The 6,311-nt window shown below is 74.3% G+C and carries 7 protein-coding genes; 2 read left to right on the top strand and 5 right to left on the bottom strand.

The window, feature by feature from the left end:
- Positions 1-131: 131 nt before the first annotated feature.
- Together ACIRPK_RS11785 and ACIRPK_RS11780 are read right to left on the bottom strand one after the other, a co-directional pair.
- Positions 132-881, bottom strand: a complete 750-nt coding sequence (locus tag ACIRPK_RS11785) for a hypothetical protein (protein ID WP_403036503.1) — start codon at positions 879-881, stop codon at positions 132-134.
- A 132-nt stretch (positions 882-1,013) separates the two neighbouring features.
- Entirely contained in the window at positions 1,014-1,487 is a 474-nt protein-coding gene (locus ACIRPK_RS11780) for a hypothetical protein (protein WP_403036500.1), read from the bottom strand.
- A gap of 133 nt (positions 1,488-1,620) precedes the next feature.
- Between ACIRPK_RS11780 and mug the strand changes: the two genes are divergently transcribed.
- Positions 1,621-2,223 (top strand): G/U mismatch-specific DNA glycosylase, encoded by a 603-nt coding sequence (mug, locus tag ACIRPK_RS11775; RefSeq protein ID WP_403036497.1) that lies wholly within the window; start codon positions 1,621-1,623, stop codon positions 2,221-2,223.
- Here mug and ACIRPK_RS11770 read toward each other — a convergent pair.
- Positions 2,220-3,137, bottom strand: coding sequence for a LysR family transcriptional regulator (locus ACIRPK_RS11770; protein ID WP_403036494.1), 918 nt, complete (start codon positions 3,135-3,137; stop codon positions 2,220-2,222). The genes mug and ACIRPK_RS11770 overlap by 4 nt on opposite strands.
- A gap of 134 nt (positions 3,138-3,271) precedes the next feature.
- On the opposite strand from ACIRPK_RS11770, the gene ACIRPK_RS11765 reads away from it, so the two are divergent.
- Positions 3,272-4,375 (top strand): NADP-dependent oxidoreductase, encoded by a 1,104-nt coding sequence (locus ACIRPK_RS11765; RefSeq protein ID WP_403036492.1) that lies wholly within the window; start codon positions 3,272-3,274, stop codon positions 4,373-4,375.
- 305 nt (positions 4,376-4,680) lie between these two features.
- Here the strand turns inward: ACIRPK_RS11765 and ACIRPK_RS11760 are convergent, their stop codons facing one another.
- Both ACIRPK_RS11760 and ACIRPK_RS11755 read right to left on the bottom strand, forming a co-directional pair.
- Complete coding sequence (locus ACIRPK_RS11760; RefSeq protein WP_403036489.1) at positions 4,681-5,265, bottom strand: GNAT family N-acetyltransferase; 585 nt, start codon at positions 5,263-5,265, stop codon at positions 4,681-4,683.
- A 41-nt stretch (positions 5,266-5,306) separates the two neighbouring features.
- Positions 5,307-6,284 carry a formylglycine-generating enzyme family protein gene (locus ACIRPK_RS11755; RefSeq protein ID WP_403036486.1) on the bottom strand — a complete coding sequence of 326 codons (978 nt, stop codon included), beginning with the start codon at positions 6,282-6,284 and terminating at the stop codon, positions 5,307-5,309.
- Positions 6,285-6,311 lie beyond the last annotated feature (27 nt).

Raw genomic sequence — 6,311 nt, 5'->3', positions numbered from 1 at the left:
CGCGCCGCCTCACGCGACGCGCCGGGGCGTTCCCTCCCCCGTCGGTCCCATCCCCCGCACGCGCCCCACGCGCGCCCGGCGGGGCCCGGCCCGTGCCGGGCCCGGGCCCCGACGTCTGGGTGCGGGGTGGGTCAGCCGGTGACCAGGGCGGTCGCGGTGGCCACGGTGGCGGTGACGGTGCTGGTGGAGAGCGGGGACACCGCGTCCTTGACGGCCGTCGGGTCGGGCTTGGCGGCGGTGGCCTTGGCCACCAGGTCGGCTGCGGACTTCTCGACCTGGCCGAGGGCGTCCGTCGGGTTGGCCGGCAGCGGCGGGAGACCCCGGGTGTCGTCGACCGGCAGGCCGGGGACGGGCGCCGGGACCGCGACGGGCGCGGCCGGCAGCAGGCCCAGCAGGGACTTCACCGCCGCCTGGAGGTCGGCCAGTTGCTTCTGCAGGGCGGCCGGGTCGGGGCTGGCGGAGGTCGCGGAGGTCACCAGCTTGGTGATCTGACCGAGCACGTCGCCGAGCGAGCCGAGCACCGCAAGGTTCTTGCCCGGGTCAGGGAGAGCCGGGAGGTCTGCGCCGCCCGGAGGCTTCACGGGCAGGTCGACCGGGGGCTTCACCGGCAGGTCACCGCCCGGAGGCTTCACGGGCAGGTCGACCGGGGGCTTCACCGGCAGGTCACCGCCCGGAGGCTTCACGGGCAGGTCCACCGGGGGCTTCACCGGCAGGTCCGGCGCGGGCGGGACGATCGGGGGCAGCGGGAGGGGCGGAGCTAGGGGACGGATGGTGGTCGCCGCAGCGGTGTCGGCAGCATTGGCGACGGTGACGGACGTGGTGGTGACCGTGGCAAGGCCAAGGGTTGCGGTCAGCACGACGGCCGTCCAGGTGGCACGCATGGGATTGCGCTTCCTCTCAGTGAAGTACAGGCGGAATCGCCTGAACTTCACGTTGGGCCACCGCACCTGCCCCGGCCACCGGTTGTACGCCGAATGGTCCGGGGCCCGGGCGCGGTAAGGGTTTTGGGTCGGTCAGCCGGAACACCAGTCGACCAGCCGCCGGTGCCGGTCGAGCCCGACCGCCTCGAACTCGTCCTGTCCGTGGCTGTGTTGGGCGCCGACCCGGCGCAGTGCCTGGGAGATCGGGCTGCCCTCGACCGCGAACGGCTGGCCGGTCACCGAGGAGAGCGGCCCGAGCACCACCTGGGCGTCGAACCAGACCGCCGCGTGCTGGGTGCCCTCACCGCCACAGAAGTCCGCCTCGACGTAGCCGATCGGGCCCGCCTTGGACCAGGCCGCCATCCGGCGCCCGAAGCCGCCCGGGAAGGACGTGAAGCCGGGCTGGATCGCGCCGCCGTGCTCGGTGACGGTGTCGAAGAGAAGGTCCGTCATCGGGATCAGCGCCAGTTTCTGTTCGAGTCCGGCGACCCGGGCGACCGGCACCTCGGCCGCCACCACGTCGAGCAGTTCCCGCGATGCGATCAGCGCCTTCAGTTCGTAGGACATCCAGCCATTCTGCGCCTTCCGACAACGGTGCGGGAGCGGATTATCGAACTCGCTGTGCGTTCGAACGCGCCGAGCGACCGGGCGTCGGCGGGGGCGAGGGCAAGGGCGACGGCGGAGCGGGCAGACTGGACGGATGAACGAGCAGAGCAAGCCGACGGTACGTCAACCCCGGCCCACCGCCGAGGAACTGGCGGCAGCCCGGGACCGGACCGTGCCGGATGTGGTGGCACCAGGACTGCGGGTGCTGTTCTGCGGCATCAACCCGGGGCTGTGGTCCGGGGCGACCGGTCGGCACTTCGCCCGGCCGGGCAACCGGTTCTGGCCCGCGCTGCACCGCTCGGGCTTCACGCCCCGTCAGCTCGGACCGGCGGAGCAACTGGAGTTGCTCGACCACGGGCTCGGCATCACCAACGTGGTGGCCAGGACCACCGCCAAGGCGGACGAACTCACCGCCGAGGAGTACCGGTCGGGCGGGCAGGCGCTGGTGGAGCGGGTGACCCGGCTGCGGCCCGAGGTGCTCGCGGTGCTGGGGATCGGGGCGTACCGGACCGCGTTCGGACGGCGGGGCGCGGTGGTCGGGCCGCAGCCGGAGGGGATCGGCGACACCGAGGTGTGGGTGCTGCCCAACCCCAGCGGCCTGAACGCCCACTACACGCTGGACGGGATCGCCGAGGAGTTCCGGCGGCTGCGCGAGGCACTGCCGGACCACCGGTCGGGGCACCGGGAGGGGCGCTAGTCGGAGCCCTGGCCGACGAGCACCGGGGCCGGGGCGGACCGGAGTTCGCGGATCAGCTCCCGGACGGCGGCGGTCCGGGCCAGCGCGGGGGTGGTGACGTAGCCGACCGTCCGGGTGGGCGGCTGCGGGCCGAGGCCGGTGACGGCCACCCCGGGCGGGGCGCCCAGCAGGGTGAGGGCGGGCATGATCGACATGCCGAGGCCCTGGGCGACCAGCGAGAGGGTGACCGTGTCGTCCTCGACGTTCACCGTGGCGGGCGGGATCCAGTCCTGGCTGCGCCACCAGTCGCGGGTGTACGAGCCGCAGTTCTCGTCCCAGTCGACCAGCGGCAGGGTGCGCGGCCGGGGGTGACCGATCGGGTGCGCCAGCGCGTACGGCTCGGTGAACAGGCGGCCCGCGAGCAGTCCTGGCAGCGTCGGGGACGGGGCCTGGCCGGTGGCCGCGCCCAGGGTGGCGATGCCCAGTTCGGCGTGGCCGTCGGCGACTTCACCGGCCGTGCCGCGGCCGATCTCGCGGACGATCCGCAGCTCCGGTTCGAGGCCGGGGTGACGGTCCTTCAGCCGGGCGAGCACCCCGGGCAGCAGGTGGGCGGCGGCGCTGCGGAACGCCACGATCCGGAGCGGGCCGGTGACTTCGGCATCCTGCCGGGCGGCGGCCCGGGTCTCGGTGGCCAGGGTGGCGAGCAGGTGCAGGATCTGCCGGGCGTGGGCGGCGGCCTGCGCGCCCGCCGGGGTGGGACGCGCCCCGTGCCGACCGCGCTCGAACAGCACGGCGCCGAGCTTGCGCTCGCACCCGCGGACGGCGTGCGAGACGGCGGACTGCGACATGCCGAGCGCCGTGGCGGCGGCCGTGAAGCTGCGGTCGCGGTCGACGGCGACCAGGATGCGCAGCTCGTGCGGGGCGAGATCGGTCATCCGGGCAACCTACCCCGGCTCACCGGCTTCCATGAACTGTGCTCATGGAACGGCCTCGACCATCGACGCGACCCCCTGCCCGGCCGCCCGGGAGCTCCCTAGCGTGATCACCACACCGAACAGGGAGCCCCACCATGACCCGCACCGCCGTCACCGCCCGCTTCGTCCACCAGGTCGCCCGTCCGCAGGGCCGCGCCACCGCCACCGACTTCGCCTTCGTCGAGGCCCCGCTCCCGCCGGTCGAACCGGGCGGCGCGCTGGTGGAGAACCTGTACTTCTCGGTCGACCCGTACATGCGCGAAGTGATGGACTTCGGTGACCTGCACGCCCCCATGGAGGGTCGCGCGCTCGGCCGGGTGGTGGAGTCCCGGTCAGATCAACTGAAAGTCGGCGACCTGGTCGCGCACCGGCTGGGCTGGCGGACCCACGCCCTGCTGAGCCCGGATCAGATCCCGCACCGGTCCGCCGCGCCCGACCCGGGCGGGGTGCAGGTCCGGCTCCGCGAGCCCGGGGTGCCCGCCCTCCGCTCGGCCGGCGTCCGGGTGGTCACCCCGCCGGCCGGAGTGCCGTTCCGCACCTACCTGAGCCTGCTCGGCGGCACCGGCCTGACGGCGTACGTCGGCCTGACCCGGATCGCCCGGCTCCAACCCGGCGAGAGCCTGTACGTGAGCGCGGCGGCGGGCGGCGTGGGGACGGCGGTCGGCCAGCTGGCCCGGCTGATGGGGGTCGGCCGGCTGGTCGGGAGCACCGGCTCGGCCGTCAAGGTGCGGCACCTGACCGAGCGGCTCGGCTTCGACGCCGCCTTCGACCACCACGACGGCCCGGTCGGCGAGCAGCTGCGCAGGGCCGCCCCGGACGGCCTGGACGTGTACTTCGACAACGTCGGCGGGGACCATCTGGCCGGTGCCATCGACGTGTTGCGGGACGGCGGCCGAATCGCCTGGTGCGGGGCGGTGGCGCAGTACGACGATGCCGCGAACCCGCCCGCCGCGCCGTACAACCTCTACGACGTGGTGAGCAAGAGCCTGCGGCTGGAGGGCTTTCTGGTCCGCAACCACCGGGAGGTGCAGGGCGAGTTGGAGGAGTACCTCGCGCCGTACCTGCGCTCGGGGGTGCTGGTGCCGGACGAGACAGTGACGGTCGGCTTCGACCGGTCGGTGCACGCCTTCCTCGGGATGCTGGCGGGGGCGAACACCGGGAAGGCGATCGTGCAGGTCGGCACGGCCGCAGCGGAGTGACGGCGGGTCAGCCCGGCGGAAGGCGATCGCGGGCATCAACGGTCAGGGGCTCGGGGCTGGGCTCCAGGCAGGCGCTCCAGGTCTACGGTCCAGGGGCTCGGGGCTCTGCCGACGTGCGGCTCCGCCGCGTGGGCGAGGAGATCCGGCGTGCGGGGCACTGCGAAAGTGCCTGACCACCCCGGAACGGACCACCTTGCAAGGGCCGGCGTCGCCCACGCGGCGGGGCCGCACACCAGCAGAGCACCGAGCCCCTGGGCCGTAGCCGGTTGAGCAGTTGCCGAAAAGTCGGCGGCGCCGCCCTGGGTTCAGTCGGTGGCGAGGCGGGCGTGGAGGTGTTCGTCGTGGTAGGTGCCGTCGCCGAAGCGGTGGCTCTTGCGGAGGGTGCCCTCCAGGGGGTAGCCGGCCCGGTCGGCCACTCGGCAGGAGGCGGAGTTGCCGACGGCGTGGGCGAGTTCGATCCGGCGGGCGTCGGCGGTGGTGAAGGCCCAGTGGGTGACGGCTTCCAGGCCGCGGGTGGCGAGGCCGCGGCCCCGGGCGGCCGGGACCAGCCAGTAGCCGATCATCGCGATGCCGTCCGCCCGGTCCGCCCAGCGGACGGCGACGGCGCCGAGGAGTTCGTCGAAGTCGTCGTCGAGGAGGGCGAAGGAGGCCAGGTCGCCACGGTCCCAGCCGGCGGTCCGGCCGGCCAGCCAGCGTTCGGCGTGCAGGACGGTGGGGGCCAGCAGCGGGTTCCACAGGGACAGCACCGGGTCGGCGGCGACGGCGACCAACTCCCTTGCCCGGCGCTCCGGTTCACCGACCCGGCTCCACGGACGCAGCCGGAAGCCGTCCCCGGCCAGGTCGGCGGGGGTGAAGCTGGGCAGGAAGTTCACGGATCCGTCGGCACTCATGACGATCTGTCTACCTCCTGACGGACGGCGGCGCCAGCCCCTCAGGCGGCGACCCGGAAGCCGATGTTGCCCGCCGAACTGTCGGGGGTGTTGGAGCTGCGGGCGGCCACCCGGTAGCGGTTGCAGTAGGAGTCGTGGCACATGTGCGAACCGCCGCGCATCACCCGGCGGGTGCCGTCCGGCGGGCCGACCGGGTGGTGGCGGGGGCCGGTCCGGTGGAAGTCGGGGCTGAACCAGTCGGCGCACCACTCCCAGACGTTGCCGGCCACGTTGTACAGGCCGTGGCCGTTGGGGCGGTAGGTCTTCACGGGGGCGGTGCCGGGGTGGTCGGCGGCGGTGTTCAGGGCGGGGAAGACGCCCTGCCAGATGTTGCACATCTGCCGTCCGCCGGGGGTGAGTTGGTCACCCCACGGGTAGCGCTTCTGCTCCAGCCCGCCCCGGGCGGCGTACTCCCACTCGGCCTCGGTCGGCAGCCGGCTGCCGGACCAGGCGCAGTACGCCTGGGCGTCGTGCCAGGAGACGTGCACCACCGGGTGGTTCTGCCGGGCGCCGGCCGAAGAGCCGGGGCCCTCGGGCCGGCGCCAGTCAGCACCCCCCACCGCGCGCCACCACGGGACGCCCGCCACCGACGGTGCGGTGGCCGCCGCCGGGGCCAGGAAGCCCTCGAAGACGAAGCTGAACCCGAACCGCTCGGCCTCGGTGACGTACCCGGTGGCCTTCACGAAGCCGGCGAACCGGGCGTTGGTGACGGCCGTCGGCGAGATCCGGAACGGCCCGACCTCGACCTCGCGGACCGGCCCCTCGCCGTCGGCCGGGAAGCCCACCGGATCGTCGGTGCCCATCAGGAACCGACCGCCCGGCAGGGCGAGCAGCCCCCGGGCGGTACGCGCAGGGGCGGTGCGGGCGGGAGTGGTGCGGGCGGGGGCGGTGCGGGCGGGAGCGGTGGCCAGGGTGAGCACCGCCGGGCCCGCCCCGGCCCGGCCCGGGGTGCAGCAGGGCTTGATCGGCTCGGTGCTCAACGTCGGTCGTCCTCTCGAAGGGTCGTC

Origin of the sequence: Kitasatospora sp. NPDC101801, from assembly GCF_044766665.1 — a bacterium.
Taxonomy (GTDB): Bacteria; Actinomycetota; Actinomycetes; order Streptomycetales; family Streptomycetaceae; genus Kitasatospora.
The sequence above is the reverse complement of the archived record's forward strand: the minus strand, read 5'-3'. Positions and strand labels throughout refer to the sequence as shown.